The following is a 14,131-nucleotide window of genomic DNA, read 5'->3' on the forward strand; positions in this document are numbered from 1 at the left end:
TTCCGGACATCATGCGTTAACGTCCCGCCCCCAGCCGAACGCCTTCGTTCTGGGTAGCGTGGCCGCATGACTGGTGCTGCTTCGGTCCGTCGTGGCTCCGACCGTATTGAGCTTGAACCGGCTGTGCGCGGAGCGGCGGTGTGCATGGTTGTCATTGGCGGCATCGCGTCCTTTGTCCTGAGTGGGGCCGTGATTTCGCTAGTGCGCGATGTCTTACACATCTCCTGCGGTATAGGTCTGCCAGGCTCGGAGGGAGACGGCACTTGGATGTGTGCCGACGGTATCGGGTACTTCGGGGTCGCTGTCGTTCTCGGGGCGATGCTGGCCTTCGTCATTCTGGCGGGCGTCTTGATCGCGGGGTTGGTGCGACCTGGGGGTGCAGCCAGTGTTGTTCTCGTCGTTCTGGCAGCCGCCGTGACTGCCTGGATCCTGGCTTGGACGTGGTACGGGTCCAGCGAACTCGTGTGGGCGGTTCCGCCAGGCACGTTCAGCGTCGACTACTGGTACGCGACGGTGCTGCCAGCGGCTACCGCGTCGGCTGCTGCGTTCATGGTCGCGCTGCTCGGCACCCTTACGAACGGTGTCCTTTCCCGCGTCCTACTTGCAACGGCATCCGCTGGGCTTCTCGTCGCAACGGCTCTCCAGCCCGCGCTTGCCGTGAACACGCTCGCGGGCGCCGGGCTCCTTGCAGCAGCAGCCATTCGTTCGCCGATCGCTAACGCCCGACTCACAAGGTACGAAGGAGCAATGGGCAGTAATCCCCTCTGAGGGATCCCTCAAGGAACCATCACGACATTGACTACTCGGCTGCGTAGACGTTATCGGAGATTCGAACAGATCCTTCTGGTGGTGTACCCGAATCGGGACGAACAAAATACTCGCCGCGAGGGCCCCCGGCATTGATCGACGTCCCACCGCCGCAGCCGAGGGACCAATCGACACTGTCCTCTGGGTCGATGAGGAGACAGATTTCGCCCTTCTTGCCCTGAGCGAGGTACAACGTGTCGCCGTCGTATTCGCCCACGAAGCGACTGCTGGCCGGCACCAGCTCGTCGTCCGCATAGTCGGGAAGGTCGGACGGGAACGCGTCAGTGGAGACGGCTTCGCGATCGAAGACAGCGAAGCTCGTACCTGGATCGACGCATCCCGAGAGCGTGACAACCGCGAATAGACTCGCCGCGCTGGCAGCCAGTAGGCCCATCGACTTCCCCATGGCCACATGATGGCACGGTCCCGAGCGGATGCCCGCAAGTGGATCCGCTTGCGGACGCCAGTGAAGGACCGGCTTACGAACGCTGGTGGCTCGTTGTGATCGCTGAGCGGCGATGTTGGCCTCCGCGAGACGACAGGGTCGAGGTAGATATGGTTCTTATTTGTATCGCCTTGAACCTTTCGGCCGCCGTCGCCACCAGGGTCGTTGACGCAACTCGGCCTGCGCGTGGGCGAGCAGGAGTTGAGTCTCGCGAAGAAGTTCTAGCGACGTCTTTTGAATTTCTCGCGACGCATCCGTCGCCGCCTCTGCCTTCTCTGCCGCACGGCGGGGCAGGAGAAAATCGATAAGAAGCGTTGCTGCGGTGCCGAGCAAGACGCCTGACAGCACCAGTAGGAATTGCGCCATGGATCGCATCTCGGGAACGGTCCAGCGGACGACGAAGCCGTAAGCGATTGCGGGGAAGCGAGCTATCCGCTGATCCAGGTTGTCAGCCACCCACGGACCCTTGGGACGAAGGGAGAATTGCACGACCGCGACCCTTCCGATGTCGTTTAGGAGGACAGAGATCGTTTGCTGGTCAGGGGGGTCTGCGATGCCGTTCTGCGGTCGAGTGGAGACCTCGTGAGGGCACAGGCCAGCCCCTCCCTCCTGCCGGCGGGGGCAGGTGACGGGGTGGTGGGAGCAAGCGCGTACTTGACGGCTCCCCGAAATCCGCGCAGGATTTGCGTCCATGGGCGAGTTGCACGAGGAAATGCTTCGTCACTACGAGCCGGGCGGACTTCTGCCGCGAATCGTGGCGGGGTTGCAAGCTCTCGGCAAGGACCTGGACTCGGTCACGTACGAAGATCTCGCGCCGGCCGACGAGTTTCACTCCGCGGGACGTTCGGCCACGCGCGCATTGGTGGAGCTTGCAAAGATTCCGCCAGGATCGCGAGTGCTCGACGTGGGCAGCGGGTTGGGCGGCCCGGCGCGTTACCTCGCCGCAACTTTGGGTTGCGACGTGACAGGCATCGATCTCTCGCCTGAATTCTGCGGGGTCGCCAACGCCCTTTCTCGGATGACGCGGTTGTCCGATCGCACCCGCTTTCAGGCGGGTGATGCCCTGGAGCTTCCGTTCGCCGCGTCCAGCTTCGACGTGGTGTGGACGATACAAATGCAGATGAACATCCGGGACAAGCGCCGCCTGTATTCCGGAATCGCCCGGGTACTCAGGCCGGGCGGGCTGTTCGTCTGCCAGGAAATCTGCGCGGGGAACGGCGAGCCGATCGAGCTTCCGGTCCCATGGGCGAGCCGCCCCAACCAGAGCCATCTGGCCGATGCGGAATCCCTCCGCGGGTTGATCCGCGGTGCAGGTCTCCTGGAGCGCACCTGGCGCGACATTACCGCCGACATCGTGGCGGCGCGCAAGGCACAGCAGGCGAAGGCGCAAGCGTCGGGTGCGAGCGGCTCCAGCGCCCCTCCTCCGCTTGGAATGCATCTCGTGCTGGGAGAACAGGCAGCCGTCAAGATGAGTAACTCCGGGCGCAACACCGACGCCGGGCGCACGGTGTTCATCCAGGGCGTATTCGACAAGCCTGGCTAGTGGTCCGATCCGCTGATCCCGCTGGAAAACTCTGTCGAAAGCACGGGCGCGGCGAATCTCCATTGATCGTCCGGTCAAAGGGCACATTCGGCCACGACGACCGAAATTCGCCCGCTGAGGGATCCGCTTGCGGATGTCCGTAGAAGGACCGCCTTCCGGCGCTGCCGAGGCATGTTCTAGAACAGGGGGTGCATGTTCTCCACCGGGCATCATCGTTGCTCGGTACGGTTCAACTCCCCTGATCGGGGCGCTTCGACAAGCTCAGCGGCCGGGGACGACCAGGCAGTCGGGCTGACTGGCGACCGCGACGGGTCAAGCGCGCAGGCGCGCGAGGCGTGGCGCGTCGGGCGCGAGGCGCGCGGCGACGGCGACCGCCGACAGGATCGCGCTCTCGTGCGAATCGGCGTCGGCGGTGTACAGCCCTGCCAGCGACACGCCGTGCGCGCCCTGCAACGGGCGCAGCCGCCGCTGCGCGTCGAAGTACGCGGTGTCGATGAGCCCGTGCCGATAGGTCGCGGTCGCGTACAGCGGCTGCGGCAGTTCGTCGTCGAACGTCACCCAGCTCTTGAAGATGGGCATTCCGCGCGCAGGGCTCCACACCGACAGCGAGCTGTGCGCCCCGTCTGTGCGCACGTTCACGACCGACCACGCAGTCTCGTCGCGGGGCATGAGCCGCCGGTCACCGTGGATCGCGATGGTCGTGTCGAAGTATCCGAAGCGCGCCAGTTGCTCGCGGGTTTCGGACAGCTCCGGCAGCGGCGAGAGCAGGTCAAGCGCGGTGCGGGCATCGCAGGCCAGCACGACATGATCGAAGGGATGCCGCACACCTGCCGCCTCGACGAGTAATGAGCCGTCGGCATCCCGAGTGATGGAATCGACCGGCGCACCGGGGCACAGCTGCGCGCGCTCAAGCGAGGAGACGAGGGCGTCGACGTAGACCCGGAGGCCGCCGGGAACCTCGCTCTGCTCCGGCGGCGCGAAACCTTTCGGCAGATTCGCGCCCAGGTAGTACAGCGCGTTGTATGCAGCGAACCGGCGGAAATCGGCGAGGTCGACGCACCAGAATGCGAGCAGCAGCGGGAACAGGAAGTCATCGACGAACGACTTCGGCAGCCGGCAGAGCTCGACATAATCGGCGATCGTGATCGTCGTGTCATGCTCGGCGAGGAACGCGGGGATGCCCGACAGGAACGCCCGGAAGCGCAGCAGATGCATGATAGCGCGCGGTGTCAGCGACGCCCACACCGGGCGGCCGCTGTTCAGCGGCGGCATCACGACCGGTCGGCTGCCGTCGCCGCGAGCGACGGTGAGCGTCGCCGGATACGTGGTGCGCGGCACGTCGAGCGCGTCGAGCAGTCGGTTGAACGTCGAATACGCGGCGCTCCGCCCGAAGAACTGGAATCCCGCGTCCACGGCGAGAGTCTGCCCATCGACCTCGATGTCGACGGTGTGGGCGTGACCGCCGAGGCGGTCGTCCTTCTCGAACAGGGTGACGTCGTGATGCTGCTCCAACAGCCAGGCCGTCGCCAGGCCGGCCGCGCCACCCCCGATGATGCCTATCCGCATGTGTGTGCACCGTTCTCTCTGAGCCGCCGGAGCGATCGGCTGCAAAGCCGTTTCTCAGGTCGAGGACCAGAGTCCTCCTCGATACGCCGAGGTGCCATCGAAGTCGCAGAAGACCCAGCGATTGGTCCCGAGCCTAACCACGCCAGACCGGGCGTCTTGACGCCGACACGATACGCCCCCAAAGCCGGCCGGTCATCGCTGCAGGACTGGCCTATGTCGGACCGCCATTCGCGACCGACCGCTCACCGTTTAAGGATCGTCATTCGCTCGTCCGCATTCAGCGCTCGAGGCGCGGGGTGGGGATGCCGAGCCGCCGCGCTTCGCGGAGCGTGTCTGCGAGGACGGCGCGCGGTTCGGGCGCATCCGGGTCCGTGTGCGCCGCGAGGCTCCTCTGAGCGATCGGGATCACCGTCGTCGCCCATCCAGACATCGCCGCAACCAGCCGGGGCAGCCGGTACGGCAGCATGGCGTTGCGGTGCCGGCTGAGGTCGACACCTCGAGCCATGAGAACGGGCAGCAGCTCACGAGTCGTCAGGAACGCGTCGCGGAACGCTCGACTGTCACCGATCATGTTCGCCAGCGACCCGCTCCGCACCGCCTGGTCGAACATGCCGGCGTCGGCGATGAAGTGGAGCCAGAGCCAACCTCGCATGTCCTTCTCCTGCCGAGCCGAGAGGCCTGCCTGCCGGAAGGCCGTGACGACGTCCTGCTCCCTACCCGTGGGTGAGGCTTTCGTTGTGCCGATGATGACGGATGGCAACATCGCGCCCCACAGCACGCCGTCCTCCCCGAAGCCACCACCGGCTTGCGGGAAACCGAACACGACCTGCTCGGCCGGAAGTGGCGCCACCGCGGTGAGCGGCTCCTCCCAGAGATTGCCGAACACCAGCACCGTCGCTGACCCCAGTCGGGGAGCCAGAAATGCGGATGCTTCCGCGAGACGATGGTGCCCGACGCTGAGCAGGATCAGATCGAAGCCGTCGCTCGGGTCGATGGATTCTCGCAGCGGCGTTCGGAACGACTCACGCACCCGTCGGCCGAATGGCTTGCGGCGCCCGTCGATCCAGTCCAGTTGCACCTCGTCCCCGTATTCAGCAGCGCGACCCGGGCGCACGTAGAACTCGACGTCGTGCCCGGCAGCGTGAAGCACGCGACCGTAGATCGTCGCGATCACACCGCGACCGAACATCAGAATGCGCACGGCGGGCTCCGTTCGTAAGATGGAGTCTGTCTCCAGTTCAAGATACGGAGACAGTCTCCAGTTGTCAAAACAGAGGTGCTGCCGTGGCCGAGGTACGACCGATGCGAGCGGATGCGCGCCGCAACCGGGATGCGATCGTGGCGGCCGCGCGAGATGTCTTCGATCACGACGAGCAACTGCGCTTCGATGACTTCGCTGCCCGCGCCGGCGTGGGAGTGGGAACCCTCTATCGGCACTTCCCCACACGGGAGGCATTGGCTGCGGCCGTGTACGAGGGAGAGGTGGCCGCGCTCTGCGATCAGGCCCGCGACCCGGCGCGGTCCGCCGGCGAGGACTTCGACGCGTTCCTGCGCGGGTTCGTGGAGTACCTGGTTGCGCACGCAGGCCTCGGGCGCACACTCGCCGCTGTCGTGGACCCAGCCGTGCTGTCCGATGGTGGCATCAGACTCGAGAGCACGGTCGCTGACCTGATGGCTCGGGCAGGCATTCACGTCGCCGACGGTGCTTCGGTGGGAGCTGTGATGATCGTGCTGCACGGCATCGGATCAACAACCGACCGGCCGCTCTGGGCCTCCGAGTCGCGTGCAGCGGTGGAGCTACTGCTCGCCGGACTGCATCGGGCCTGACTGCTCTCGTGGAGGATCATCTCGGTGCGATCGGACCAGTGGACCCGGTCTGCCACATCCGCCGTAAGCCGGTCCGCTAAGGAACGTCCGCAAGCGGATCCCGCTACGGGCCTTGCCATTCGGTGATCAGGGGGCGGATCGAGCCGCCGCCTCGATCGCGGCAAGCCCTGCGGCTTTGACTGCTGCGAGGTCAGATTCATCCGGTCGTCCTCGTGTACGTCCCCGGAGACGGTCGACCTGTTGGCAGTGCTCCTGCCACGCGCGCCAGACGCGTTCCACTTCCAGGTCGTGACCGCCGCCCACCCAGTCCAACGCCGCGAGCCCGTCGGACTTCAGGTCGATGTCAAGATCCTCGGGATCACCCAGTCGGAAAGGAATGTCATTCGCTCGCGCCCATGCGAGCAGCGCGAGGCGCATCGGCCGGAGGTCATTCCACGATGCGTGAGTTCCACCACGCGCGATCATCACCCCATCCGAGTAGCCGCGCTCCACTCCGAACCGGACGATCATCTGGTCCCGCTGAACGCGGAGCTCCCAGGCATCCATCTGCTGAGGCCCCCAGAAGACGCGAACAGTTCCGCCCGCATCGATCAGTTGACGAGCGAACCGGGCTGCCACGGCGTCGCGCTGTTCCAAGTGCTCGAGGAATCGGGGCAGATTGGCGAGGTCAGGGTCCGCATCCGTCATGATCATTCACGCTAGTGCGCCTGGCCAGTCATGCCCGGGTGACACGGTTAGGAGTTCTCCCTGCGTCGGTCGACGATCGCAAAATGATCGTCGAGAAAGCGGCTCGCTTATCGAACGGCAGCCCCGGAAGGCGAACCTTCTCGCGGCGACCTCGAGCATAAGCTGGCCGAGTGAATGCCATGAGGAGCGGCTCCCGGCGATCGGGCCGCCCGATAGCGGTTGGTGTGGTTGTCGTGCTGCTCGGTTTCCTTGTCGTTGCTGCACAACTCATGCCGGCCAGTTACAAGGGGGCCACCTACAAGTGCCGGGTCGAAGGGCCGAGCTCTCCAGTCGCCGCTATATCCGAACGGTCAGACGTCGTGACCGGGTCTCCCGCTCTCTGGCCGATTGGTCGGGCTTGCGAGTGGGATCGAAGCGACGGTGCTGGGACGATCACCACGTACTCCGGCAGCTGGGCGGGAACGATTGTCGCCCTCGGCCTTCTCGTAAGTGGCATAGCGGTCATCATTGTCGACCTCGGCGGCGCGCTGAAAGCGCCTGAACGCGTCGGGTCGCTTAGTCACTAGGCCATCGTCGAGCGGGAACCTGATGGATCCAACCAAGGCGGTATCTGCTCAGCTGAGATGGATGGCCCATGCGATTGCAGCGGCAGTACCGAGCAGTAGTGTCGCGGGAGCGGCGCTGAAGCGAATGATCTTGCGCTGGCTGAGTGTTCCTTCTTCTAGTGATGCGCGGGACAGCCTGTCGGGATTTGGCGCTACCGCTTGAAATGCTGGCTCTTCAACCGAGCTTGGCAGTAGGTCTTCGTTGTCCCCAACCATGCCTCGAGTCTACGAACTAGGCGCGCGTTGCCGCCCGACCTTTTGAGAAGTGTCCTGACCTACGGGTTTCCTCCGCAGTCGCAGGAGTGTTGGATCGACTCTTACGGGATCGTCATCTGACGCCGCTCAAGCCTCTGGATGCCGGCTGTGGTCCTCAAGGTCGGGCTCGGCGCGCAGCATGTCAGCGATCTCCTCCTCCGGCCGCGGCGGTATGGTCTCGTCAGCCTCGAGCTCAGGAACGCTCGGCTCATCAGCAGACGGGATGTGGTGGTCAGGAGTGTTCTCATCAGACACGGCGAATCCTTCGGTCGGCATCACCGACAGCGTATGCCGATCCAGTTGGGGGCATCGTCCGCGCCCACAATGCTGATCGTGACCCAGCCCACCGACCACGACTTCCACCGGGGTAGCGCCGACGCTGCGTCCCGAACGGGGGGAGGGGCTCCGGAAATCAGCTGGGTAGCATCGCGATCGGAGGTGGGCATGCGGCGGACAGCGAGTCGAAGTGTCACGATCATTGAAAACTCGTACATCTGGATGACCTTTACCAAGAGCAAGGTCACCGAGCCCATTGTCGACAGCGACGACCTCGACGGGAAGCCGCTGTGGCTTTAGTCAGCGCCAATCGTGGAGTGCAGGCGGACAAAACCACAGCCGTCCTAACCGTGATGGTTTGGACGGTATCCCTCCCACTGTTGAACATGATTCTGCCGTTCGTCTTTCAATTGTGGAACGAACTTTCCGTTGTGTCTTTCTTCGGCGAGATTCCCGGCCCTGCGGAATTCGAGGCGCAGTTGTGGAAGCTTCACGTTGCTCGCGCGCTCTCTGTCGCCGGCAATCTTCTGATCCTCTGCACAATCGTGACCCTTCACCGGCGAGAGGTTCGCAGGGTGAATCTCTACATCGCCCTTTTGGTGAGCATCGGGTTCACGGTCTTGTGGTTTTGGGTCAACGGAGGATGGTGAGCCGATCTCCTTGTTCTGGCGTAGGCACTGACCGAGGGATGGCATTGCTCTCAAACCGCCGCAGGGCGATCGCTCAATGGATGCCAACGCGAGGGCGTGCGGGGCAATGGGCCGCGAAGGAAGTGCGCTCAGAGCTGCGGATCTGGCCACAGAATTAGCCAGAAGACGAAAGAGAGCGCTCCGGGCAACATCTAGCAGGTAGACCCGCACGGGCCGGCGCTGCGGCCGCATGGGGGTTGCAGGACCCCCGCGATGGGGGGAGACTCGCACTATCAGGGTTTCTCCCCGACTGGCCCCCGCGCTCACCACGAGCGCCCCTCCCAGTGCACTCCATCCATCCCACTGGAGGCGCACGATGCGTATTAGATCCATCAGGGCGCTGACTATCGCGCTCGTCGCGACGGCCGGCCTCCTGGCCCCCGCTTCCGTCGTCACTACGGCCCAAGCCGATCCCCGCACTGCGGCCGACCCCGCGGTCATCACCGAATGGAACGCGATCGCCGAGCGGACCGTGTTCATAGAGAACCTCACACCCATTCCCACGTCCGGGCTGTACTTCGGCTTCGTGTCCATCGCGATGTACGACGCCGTCGTGGCGATCGAGGGTGGTTTCGAACCGTACGCAACTCAGCCACGTTCCCATCGACACGCCTCATCAGAGGCTGCCGCAGCCACAGCCGCGTACATCGTGCTCCGCCACTACTTCCCCTCGTCAGCGGAAAATCTGACGGACGACTATCGTGCTGCCCTCGCCAACTCCCCGAAGGGCGTCGGGCGACTGCACGGAATCGTGGCGGGCGCTATTGCCGCACTGAATCTCATCCGAGCTCGACAGGACGACGGTCGAGATGCGGCGGTCACCCTGGACGTGACGCCAGCTCCGGGAGTCTGGCGCCCAACGCCTCCCGGTCGCGCTCCGATGCTGGCGCCTTGGCTCGGCTTCGTCGACCCGTTGCTGCTCGAGTCGCCGACGCAATTCCCGCTGCCAGGCCCGGACGCGGTCGATACAGACGCATACGCACAGGACTTCGCCGAGGTGAAGGCCTACGGCGCGAGCGAGGATTCCGCCCGTACTGAGAAGCAGACCGAGACTGCGCTGTTCTTCAACTACAACGCGGTCCTGCAGTACCGAGTCGGCCTGAGTGACCTCGTGACTCGCGGCGGATTCGACATCGCCACGAGCGCACGTGCATACGCCCTACTGAGCACCGCCATCGCCGATGCACAAATCGCATGCTGGCGTGCGAAGTACGACTACGCGTTCTGGCGCCCGGTGACCGCCATCCCGCTGGCCGACACCGACGGCAATGAAGCGACCGAAGCCGATGCGGAGTGGGCCCCACTCGCTGTCACTCCGCCCTACCCGGACTACCTCAGTGGGCACGCCTGCGTTACCGGTGCCGTGACGGGCACCCTGGGTCACTTGTTCGGTGACGACTCGCTCGACCTGAACCTGTTCTCCGGCATCACCGGCACGACCAGGCACTACGACACCGTGGAATCGCTCGACGCCGACACTATGAACGCGAGAATCTGGCTCGGCCTCCACTTCCGCAAGGCGATGACCGACGGAAACGCCCTAGGCCATGCCGTATCAGATTGGAGTTTCGAGCACTACTTCCAGCCCGCAGGCTGATGAGGTGAACAGACGAGTTCCGGTCCGTCTTCATGGGCTTGCAAACCGATGAGTGCCCGCTGGGTGATCCGCTGTCAGGCAGCTCCCGATCAGTGGCCGGTTGCGAGCCAGGTGTGTAGGACTCGGTGGAATACTTCGGGTTGCTCGACCCACGGATAGTGGCCGCAGTCAGCGATGACCGACAATTCAGCGTCAAGAACCGCGGCATAATCCCGCACGGGCTGGACCCCCGTCAACAAGTCCTGATCCCCTCCGATGACGAGCGTCGGCGGGGAGTGCATCGTGCGGATACGATCGGGCGCGTTGGTTGGAACGTCGTTGAACCATGCGATCGCGGCCGCCCGACTCACCTCACCGACGGCGGAATGCGATTGCTCGATTTCGGTCCAGTGTGCGTAACTCGCAGGTGCTTGCCGGAAGAAGGACTCCTGGAACGCGGACTCGGTGGTTGGATCGTCGTGCTCCATGGCGGCCAGTGCCGTGGCAACCGCGGGTTCAGTGCGTTGGGCTGCGATGGATTCGGCATCAGTGGGAGTGCCGGTCAGCCACGAAGCCGGCGGGGTGACAAGTGCCATAGATCGGACTCGTCCGGGAAAGCGAGCTGCTGTCGCGAGAGCCAGCCGTGTACCTGCGGAGTGAGCTACGAGATCGACGATGTCAGTGCCAATCGCGTCGGCTAGAGCTATGACATCGTCGGCGTCGGACCACCACCCGCGGGAGAGACCCTCGCTCCTGGGAGTGCCTCGAGGATGTAGCACGACTAGTGCGTGGCTGTCGGCCAGACCTGCGAGGTCGCCAAGGTACTCAGGGCCACGGCACGGACCGCCCGGCAAGACGATTGCCGGCTTCCCCGATACGTGACCTAGAGCGGTTACAGCGAACGGCAAGTCCAGGTTGTCGGTGCGCATGAAGCAAGCCTGCCAGTCGATCCTCGTCTGCCGATCACTCGCGCCGAGGCCAGCTCCGCTGGAGGATCCTTACTCGGGCAGCGAGCGTACGGAGGCGGAGTCGTTTGTAGGCGGAGGCGAACACCTCCTTCGCCTCTGCCTCGCTCTGTACCGTGGGGCACATGATCCTCCGGCATCCCTCGACGGTCAACCGAGACCGAGACGCGGGCACCGGTAGGTGCCACTGAACGAGGGCGCGCGATTCCGATGGCACGCCTACACTGGCTCGCATGATCTGTTCCCGACGCGCGTTGCAGCGAGGCCGGCCAGCGTGAGGGCCGTCGTCTACGACCGCTACGGCCCTCCGGACGTGCTCGGAGTCGAGGAGATACCGGTCCCGTCGCCGGGCGCGAAGCAGGTGCTCGTCGAGATCGTCGCCACCTCCATCAACCTCTCGGACTGGGAGGGACTGACCGGGAGCCCGGGATACGCGCGGCTCGGCGGACTCCGTGCTCCGAGGCGCCGGGTCCTCGGCTCGGATATCGCGGGACGCATCGCGGCCGTCGGCTCGGACGTCACCCGGTTCCGCGTGGGCGATGATGTCTACGGCGACAACCTGGCGCTTCTGGGCGGCTTCGCCGAATACACGGTCGCCGCCGAAACAGCCCTTGCGCACAAGCCAGCGGAGTTGACCTTCGCCGAGGCCTCGACGCTGCCGCAGTCCGGCCCGATCGCCCTCCAGGGTACGGCTCGCGCAAGCCACGGGCAGCGCGTTCTCATCAACGGAGCCGGTGGCGGGACGGGCTCGCTCGCGATCCAGCTCGCTACGCTCGCCGGGGCGCACGTGACCGGTGTCGACAACACGGGCAAGCTCGATTTCATGCGGCGTCTCGGCGCCGACAACGTGCTGGACTATCGCACCACCGACTTCACCCGCGTCGAGCCGTTCGACCTGGTGCTCGACCTCGTCGCTCACCGGTCTGCGTTCGCCTACAGGCGGTCACTGGCTCGCGGCGGTCACTATCTCGCAGTCGGCGGGACCGTGCGAGCGATGCTCGGGCTGCTCACCATTGGCACGGCGATCGGCCTGTCGACCGGTCGCCGGCTAGGCGTCCTGGTCGTGAAGCCGGGCCCCGCGCACTTCCAGCCGGTCGCCGAGCGATGCGTCACCGGCGACCTCCGCATCCACATCGATCGCACATTTCCGCTCGAGGAGGTGCCGCAGGCCCTCGCTTACGTGGGCGGGGGACAGGCCCTCGGCAAGGTGGTCATCACACCGTAGGAGTCGAGGCACCGAGTTCGAATGGGGTAGGTAGCGACCGCCCTGCACGAATCGCCGTCCGTCAGCGTGCTCATCAGCCCAGCGGAGCACCTCGATCGCATCTTCGCCTCGGTCAGCATAGGAGTGCACTCATCCGTGCTGCTGTGACGTTCGGATCGCATCTCCGCAAGCGGATCCCTCAGCGAACGTCCGCAAGTGGATCCGTTATTGCGACTCGCGAGCGTCGCGGGGACGGATCCGCTTACGCGGGGCCCGGTCGTCCGCTGACCGACCCACTGGCAGACGTCCGATCCGCTCACGACATCGTGCTCGCTCTCAGGCGGCGATCATGGCTGCCGCTGCGGTCCGGTACGGGAGCATGAGGGCCGCCGAGGCGAGCCAGATGAGCCCGACGAGGCTGAGCAGGACGCCACCGTCGATTCCGACGAAGGGCGCTATGAGCGCCGCCCCGAGCGCTCCCGCGGCGGCTCGGAGTCCGGATCCGACTGTGAACACCTGGGCGCGGACGGAGGCGACGCTGTTGATCGTGCGCAACTCGAACATCGCTGCGACGCTCGGCGCCGAGAACAGGCCTGACAACACGACGAGGACGATCGTCCACGCGAGGGAGACGTTGAGGGCGCTGAGGACAGTAAGTATCCCGGTGAGGGCGAAGCCCCAGGCCATGACGAGCGCTGGAGGCAGCTTGTCGATCGGTCGGATCGCGACGGCGACGGCGCTCACCAGGGTGCCGACGGAGAACGCCGTGACGATCCATCCGCCGGTCTCCGCCTGTTGCCAGTGTTGCAGCGAGAACACGACAGCCGCGATTGGGAAGGCGCCGGCTCCGATCTGAGTGAGGGTGCTGGACGCTGTCACGAGCAGGAGCGGGCGGTGCCGCACGAGATAGACGGCGCCCTGTGTCATGCGGCTCCACAATCCGTCCGACCTCCCGTGGGAGTGCGTTGTTGGTCGAAGCGTCAGCATCACGACGGCTCCGGCGAGACCGGCGGCGGCGAGCGAGAGCGCCGCCCAGCGCGGGGAGGCGATCGCGATGACGGCCGAGCACAGCGCCGGCCCGCCGACACCAGCGATGCTGTACGCGAGGGTATCGGTGGCGTACGCCGTGCGCTCCGGCGCGATCAGGCCCGTGACGAAGCTCGACAGCCCTCCCATGAGGACGGGTGTCGCGCAGCCCGCCGCGACGAGTGCGAGCAGGACGACGCCGAACGGGACCAACCCGAGCAGGGCGGCCGTCGCGTAGCCGCCGGCCGACACCACGCCTGCGCCGAAGAGGTAGAGGCGAGGACGTCTGGCCGAGTCGAGCACGGCGCCGACGAGAGGTGAGATCACCACCGTCGGGGCCAGGGCCGCCGCGACGAGGACTGCTCCGGCCGACAGGTCGTCCAGCTCGCGCAGCGCGAGGATCGGGAAGACGACCACCCCGCCCGCCGCAGCGATGCGCGACAGCACAGCCGCGACGAGGAATGTGAAGACCCGCACCCCGCCATCCTCCCGCCTAGCTCCGACACCGGATTCCGTAAATCATCCCAGCCGTGGCCTCGGCGGCGTGACAGAATCCTTCACCCCGACGGGCGCAGTTCATCGACTAAGCCGTCGTCTTCGGTCTCCTGCCGATGTCCCGCCCCTGGCGTGGGCCGTTCAAGCATCCGCACCCGCAGAGGG

The 14,131-nt window shown here is 65.4% G+C and carries 16 protein-coding genes; 7 read left to right on the forward strand and 9 right to left on the reverse strand.

The window, feature by feature from the left end; translation table 11 throughout:
* Positions 1–66 precede the first annotated feature (66 nt).
* Positions 67–768 (forward strand): hypothetical protein, encoded by a 702-nt coding sequence (locus AADV74_RS00325; RefSeq protein WP_342110674.1) that lies wholly within the window; start codon positions 67–69, stop codon positions 766–768.
* A gap of 31 nt (positions 769–799) precedes the next feature.
* Here AADV74_RS00325 and AADV74_RS00330 read toward each other — a convergent pair whose 3' ends face one another.
* A complete protein-coding gene (locus tag AADV74_RS00330) occupies positions 800–1,213 on the reverse strand; it encodes a hypothetical protein (RefSeq protein WP_342110676.1) in 414 nt (137 codons plus the stop codon).
* A 156-nt stretch (positions 1,214–1,369) separates the two neighbouring features.
* Positions 1,370–1,708 (reverse strand): hypothetical protein, encoded by a 339-nt coding sequence (locus AADV74_RS00335; RefSeq protein WP_342110677.1) that lies wholly within the window; start codon positions 1,706–1,708, stop codon positions 1,370–1,372.
* A 235-nt stretch (positions 1,709–1,943) separates the two neighbouring features.
* Between AADV74_RS00335 and AADV74_RS00340 the strand changes: the two genes are divergently transcribed.
* Complete coding sequence (locus tag AADV74_RS00340; protein WP_342110679.1) at positions 1,944–2,795, forward strand: SAM-dependent methyltransferase; 852 nt, start codon at positions 1,944–1,946, stop codon at positions 2,793–2,795.
* A 312-nt stretch (positions 2,796–3,107) separates the two neighbouring features.
* On the opposite strand, the gene AADV74_RS00345 is transcribed toward AADV74_RS00340, so the two are convergent.
* Both AADV74_RS00345 and AADV74_RS00350 read right to left on the reverse strand, forming a co-directional pair.
* Positions 3,108–4,361: an FAD-dependent oxidoreductase gene (locus AADV74_RS00345; protein ID WP_342110681.1), complete on the reverse strand. Its 1,254-nt coding sequence runs from the start codon at positions 4,359–4,361 to the stop codon at positions 3,108–3,110.
* A gap of 277 nt (positions 4,362–4,638) precedes the next feature.
* A complete protein-coding gene (locus tag AADV74_RS00350) occupies positions 4,639–5,562 on the reverse strand; it encodes a ketopantoate reductase family protein (protein ID WP_342110683.1) in 924 nt (307 codons plus the stop codon).
* A gap of 83 nt (positions 5,563–5,645) precedes the next feature.
* Between AADV74_RS00350 and AADV74_RS00355 the strand changes: the two genes are divergently transcribed.
* Complete coding sequence (locus AADV74_RS00355) at positions 5,646–6,188, forward strand: TetR/AcrR family transcriptional regulator (RefSeq protein WP_342110685.1); 543 nt, start codon at positions 5,646–5,648, stop codon at positions 6,186–6,188.
* Positions 6,189–6,314: 126 nt separating this feature from the next.
* Here the strand turns inward: AADV74_RS00355 and AADV74_RS00360 are convergent, their stop codons facing one another.
* The 3 genes from AADV74_RS00360 to AADV74_RS00370 form a co-directional block, all read right to left on the reverse strand.
* Positions 6,315–6,875 (reverse strand): hypothetical protein, encoded by a 561-nt coding sequence (locus tag AADV74_RS00360; protein ID WP_342110687.1) that lies wholly within the window; start codon positions 6,873–6,875, stop codon positions 6,315–6,317.
* Positions 6,876–7,489: 614 nt separating this feature from the next.
* A complete protein-coding gene (locus tag AADV74_RS00365; RefSeq protein ID WP_342110689.1) occupies positions 7,490–7,696 on the reverse strand; it encodes a hypothetical protein in 207 nt (68 codons plus the stop codon).
* 126 nt (positions 7,697–7,822) lie between these two features.
* Positions 7,823–7,990 (reverse strand): hypothetical protein, encoded by a 168-nt coding sequence (locus AADV74_RS00370; RefSeq protein ID WP_342110691.1) that lies wholly within the window; start codon positions 7,988–7,990, stop codon positions 7,823–7,825.
* Positions 7,991–8,068: 78 nt separating this feature from the next.
* On the opposite strand from AADV74_RS00370, the gene AADV74_RS00375 reads away from it, so the two are divergent.
* From AADV74_RS00375 to AADV74_RS00385, 3 genes are all read left to right on the forward strand, one after another.
* Positions 8,069–8,311: a hypothetical protein gene (locus AADV74_RS00375; RefSeq protein WP_342110693.1), complete on the forward strand. Its 243-nt coding sequence runs from the start codon at positions 8,069–8,071 to the stop codon at positions 8,309–8,311.
* 86 nt (positions 8,312–8,397) lie between these two features.
* Positions 8,398–8,661 (forward strand): hypothetical protein, encoded by a 264-nt coding sequence (locus tag AADV74_RS00380; protein ID WP_342110694.1) that lies wholly within the window; start codon positions 8,398–8,400, stop codon positions 8,659–8,661.
* Between the two features lie 355 nt (positions 8,662–9,016).
* Positions 9,017–10,297: a vanadium-dependent haloperoxidase gene (locus AADV74_RS00385; protein ID WP_342110696.1), complete on the forward strand. Its 1,281-nt coding sequence runs from the start codon at positions 9,017–9,019 to the stop codon at positions 10,295–10,297.
* A gap of 89 nt (positions 10,298–10,386) precedes the next feature.
* On the opposite strand, the gene AADV74_RS00390 is transcribed toward AADV74_RS00385, so the two are convergent.
* A complete protein-coding gene (locus AADV74_RS00390; RefSeq protein WP_342110698.1) occupies positions 10,387–11,205 on the reverse strand; it encodes an alpha/beta fold hydrolase in 819 nt (272 codons plus the stop codon).
* A gap of 310 nt (positions 11,206–11,515) precedes the next feature.
* On the opposite strand from AADV74_RS00390, the gene AADV74_RS00395 reads away from it, so the two are divergent.
* Positions 11,516–12,466: an NAD(P)-dependent alcohol dehydrogenase gene (locus AADV74_RS00395; protein ID WP_342110700.1), complete on the forward strand. Its 951-nt coding sequence runs from the start codon at positions 11,516–11,518 to the stop codon at positions 12,464–12,466.
* Between the two features lie 315 nt (positions 12,467–12,781).
* On the opposite strand, the gene AADV74_RS00400 is transcribed toward AADV74_RS00395, so the two are convergent.
* Positions 12,782–13,948, reverse strand: coding sequence for an MFS transporter (locus AADV74_RS00400; protein WP_342110702.1), 1,167 nt, complete (start codon positions 13,946–13,948; stop codon positions 12,782–12,784).
* Between the last annotated feature and the right edge of the window lie 183 nt (positions 13,949–14,131).

Source organism: Leifsonia stereocauli, assembly GCF_038432415.1.
GTDB classification, from domain to species: domain Bacteria; phylum Actinomycetota; class Actinomycetes; order Actinomycetales; family Microbacteriaceae; genus Orlajensenia; species Orlajensenia stereocauli.